The 3,855-nt window shown below is 61.3% G+C and carries 2 protein-coding genes and 1 pseudogene; all 3 read left to right on the top strand.

Annotated features, from left to right (window positions below):
* Window positions 1-79: 79 nt before the first annotated feature.
* The 3 genes and pseudogenes from aroK (at window position 80) to ACIOUG_RS26190 (ending at window position 3,450) form a co-directional block, all read left to right on the top strand.
* On the top strand, window positions 80-598 hold the full coding sequence (gene aroK / locus ACIOUG_RS26180) for a shikimate kinase AroK (RefSeq protein WP_401069941.1): 519 nt from the start codon (window positions 80-82) through the stop codon (window positions 596-598).
* Window positions 599-749: 151 nt separating this feature from the next.
* Window positions 750-1,850 carry a 3-dehydroquinate synthase gene (aroB, locus tag ACIOUG_RS26185; RefSeq protein WP_401069944.1) on the top strand — a complete coding sequence of 367 codons (1,101 nt, stop codon included), beginning with the start codon at window positions 750-752 and terminating at the stop codon, window positions 1,848-1,850.
* Window positions 1,851-1,860: 10 nt separating this feature from the next.
* Window positions 1,861-3,450, top strand: a pseudogene (locus tag ACIOUG_RS26190) (AAA family ATPase).
* The last annotated feature ends 405 nt before the right edge of the window (window positions 3,451-3,855 follow it).

A 3,855-nucleotide genomic window follows, 5' to 3' on the forward strand; every position in this document is an offset into this window, starting at 1 on the left:
GAGAATAAATCCGATGTGCTGGTATTTCTCACTCCGCGTTTCATGAATAACCAGGCGATTGCTGTGAGTCGTTGATTCTGTGCGAAATTTGATTCTTGTAGGACCGATGGGCGCTGGAAAAAGCACCATCGGCCGGTTGCTGGCCAAAGAGCTGCGCCTGCCGTTCAAAGATTCCGACAAGGAAATTGAACTGCGCACGGGCGCCAATATCCCGTGGATCTTCGACAAGGAAGGCGAACCCGGCTTTCGCGACCGTGAGCAGGCGATGATTGCCGAGCTGTGCGCGTTCGACGGCGTGGTGCTGGCGACCGGCGGCGGCGCGGTGATGCGCGACGCCAATCGCAAGGCCCTGCACGCGGGCGGGCGGGTGGTGTATCTGCACGCCTCCGTCGAGCAGCAGGTCGGGCGTACGTCGCGCGACCGCAATCGTCCTTTGCTGCGCACCGCCGATCCGGCGAAAACCCTGCGTGACCTGCTGGCGATCCGCGATCCGCTCTATCGGGAAATCGCCGATCTGGTGGTGGAAACCGACGAGCGGCCACCGCGCATGGTGGTACTCGATATTCTCGACCGTCTCGCTCAGTTGCCACCCCGTTAAAGCGCTGCCCGAAATGCGCTATCCTCGGCGTCCTGTCACAGCCGTCGAGGTTGTGGCGGATGGCGTGCGAGCGGCGTCATACCCGCTATAGGCCGCAGACAACCAATAATTCAGGGCAGGACGCCTGCTTCCATCTTCACTGTGGGGACACATGCAGACACTCAAGGTCGATCTAGGCGAGCGCAGCTACCCGATTCATATTGGCGAAGGTTTGTTGGATCAGCCCGAGTTGCTGGCGCCGCATATCCACGGGCGGCAAGTAGCAATCATCTCCAACGCGACTGTGGCGCCGCTCTATCTTGAACGTCTGACCCGCAGCCTGGCGCAGTTCTCGGTGATCTCGGTGGTGTTGCCTGACGGCGAAGCCTTCAAGAACTGGGAAACCCTGCAACTGATCTTTGACGGCCTGCTGACCGCCCGTCACGACCGCCGCACCACGATCATCGCCCTCGGTGGCGGTGTCATCGGTGACATGGCCGGTTTTGCCGCCGCCTGCTACCAGCGCGGCGTCGACTTCATCCAGATTCCTACCACGCTGCTGTCCCAGGTCGATTCGTCAGTCGGCGGCAAGACCGGCATCAATCATCCGTTGGGCAAAAACATGGTCGGCGCGTTCTATCAGCCGAACGTGGTGCTGATCGATACCGCGTCCCTGAAAACCCTGCCAGAGCGTGAGTTGTCCGCCGGTCTGGCTGAAGTCATCAAGTACGGTCTGATCTGCGACGAGCCGTTCCTGACCTGGCTCGAAGACAACGTCGATGCCCTGCGCGCGCTGGACCAGAAAGCCCTGACCTACGCCATCGAGCGTTCCTGTGCGGCCAAGGCTGCGGTGGTCGGTGCCGATGAGAAGGAAACCGGCGTGCGCGCCACACTCAATCTCGGCCACACCTTCGGTCACGCCATCGAGACCCACATGGGCTATGGTGTCTGGTTGCATGGTGAAGCGGTCGCCGCAGGTACGGTGATGGCGCTGGACATGTCCGCGCGTCTGGGCTGGATCAGCGAGCAGGAGCGTGATCGCGGCATTCGTCTGTTCCAGCGTGCCGGTCTGCCGGTGATTCCGCCGGAAGAAATGACCGAAGCCGATTTTCTCGAACATATGGCAATTGATAAAAAAGTGATCGACGGTCGTCTGCGCCTGGTGCTGCTGCGCCGGATGGGCGAAGCGGTGGTGACCGCCGATTATCCGAAAGAGGTTCTACAGGCCACGCTGGGAGCGGATTACCGCGCTCTGGCTCAGCTTAAAGGTTAATAAGATTCCGATGACTAGTTTGCATGCCGACGAGGCGTTCCTCGGCCATTTACAGTTAAGTCACGACCCTTTCGCGCCGCGGGTGCCGGGCTTCAAATTCTTCCCGGCCCAGCGCAAGCCGGTGCTGGGGCAACTGCACCATCTGGCGCGTTACAGCCAGTTGCTGCTGGTGGTCACCGGCCCGCAGGGCAGCGGCAAGACCCTGCTGCGTCAGGCGCTGGTAGCCAGCACCAACAAGCAATCGGTGCAAAGCGTTGTAGTGTCGGCCCGTGGGGCTGGCGATGCCGCCGGCGTGCTGCGTCAGGTTGCTCAGGCGCTCGACGTGGCGCAGGCCGAGGTCGGCGCGATTCTGGCGCAAGTGGTGCAGCTGGCACTGACCGGGCAGGAAGTCTATCTGCTGGTGGATGACGCCGAGCAGCTCGACGAATCCGCGCTCGAAGCGCTGATGGCCTTGGGGGCCGGTGCACCGGAAGGTCGTCCGCACGTGTTCCTGTTCGGTGAATCGTCGCTGATCGCGCAGTTGGAGGCCTTGCACCTCGAGGAAGAGCGCTTCCACGTCATCGAGTTGCAGCCGTACACCGAAGAAGAGACCCGCGAATATCTCGACCAACGGCTCGAAGGTGCGGGCCGGGGTGTCGAACTTTTCACCGCGGATCAGATCTCTGAGATTCACGAAAGCGCCGAGGGGTGGCCTGGCAACATCAACCAGGTCGCTCGCGATGCACTGATCGAAGTCATGATTGCCAGCCGCTCTGCGGTCAAGCGTCCAAGTATGGGGTTCAACATGCCGAAGAAACACGTATTGGCGATTTCCGCCGTCGTTGTGGTCGCGGTCGCCGCCGCCTGGCTGATGCCGGGTCGCAACAAGGCGCCAACCACTGGCGCACCCGCCAACGAACAGGCACAACTGCCACTGGGCCAGGGCGCCAAGGGTGGCGCGCCGAACGTCGAGTTCGCCGGCAATACCCAGCCGATGCCGCTGCCGCTGGTCGGCAACTCGCAGCCGGTGATGCGCGGCCCGTTGGCTGAGGCCGCCGGCGGCATCACCGAAGGTGACGATGGCGTGCCTGTCGAAGGTTCCAGCGCGACGCCGCCGACCGTAACGACTTCCGCGCCACCGGCAGGTGTTCCGGCCGGCCCGGCGCCGACGCCGGTCCCTGTTCCAGCCGCCAAGCCGACCCCGGCACCGACTCAGGTCGCCAGCGCCAAGCCTGCTCCGGCAGCGCCAGCAGCCAAACCGGCTCCGGCTCCGGCCAAGCCTGTTGCTGCCGCCAAACCGGCCGAGAAGCCGGTTACCGTGGCCAAGGCTGCCGGTGGCAGCTGGTACGCCGGTCAGCCGACCAGCAACTACGTGGTGCAGATCCTTGGCACCAGCTCCGAAGCGACCGCGCAAAACTTCGTCAAGGAGCAGGGCGGCGAGTACCGTTATTTCAAGAAAGTCCTCAACGGCAAGCCGCTTTACGTGATCACCTACGGCTAGTTCGCCTATCGTGATGCAGCCGTTTCTGCCATCAAGGCCTTGCCAGCGAAGGTTCAGGCTGGTAAACCTTGGCCTCGCACTGTCGCCAGCGTCCAACAGGAACTGGCAACAACTCGCTGAAGATTCGGCGGCCTTACCCAGGCCGCCTCTCCAAGCACCTCAAAATTTCTACGAGTGCGCGCCGCCCTTACGGGCCGCGTGCCTTGTGGTGTCTGCGTCACAGTAGTCTTTGAGTCGTTGCAGTCAGAATTAAAAAAGTTTTGACTAGCACAGCATATCGCTTTAAACCTTTCACAAATGCGACATAGATTTGCGACATTTCGTCGTCAAATTTGTGAGCGTCTGTGTCGCTGTGTACAATGACCACCCTTTTGCCCCCGCTAAGCCGGCGTACGTTCGGCGCGGTCAGCAAGTGGTTGAATTGAAAAGAAATTTGCCTCGAAAAGAGGCAGCCTGGTGAGAAAGTGTCTATGAACGCAGGTCTGTACCAACCAGATGAATTCAAGGATAACAGCGGTTACGGCC

Origin of the sequence: Pseudomonas sp. NPDC087803 (genome assembly GCF_044742995.1) — a bacterium.
Lineage (GTDB): Bacteria > Pseudomonadota > Gammaproteobacteria > Pseudomonadales > Pseudomonadaceae > Aquipseudomonas.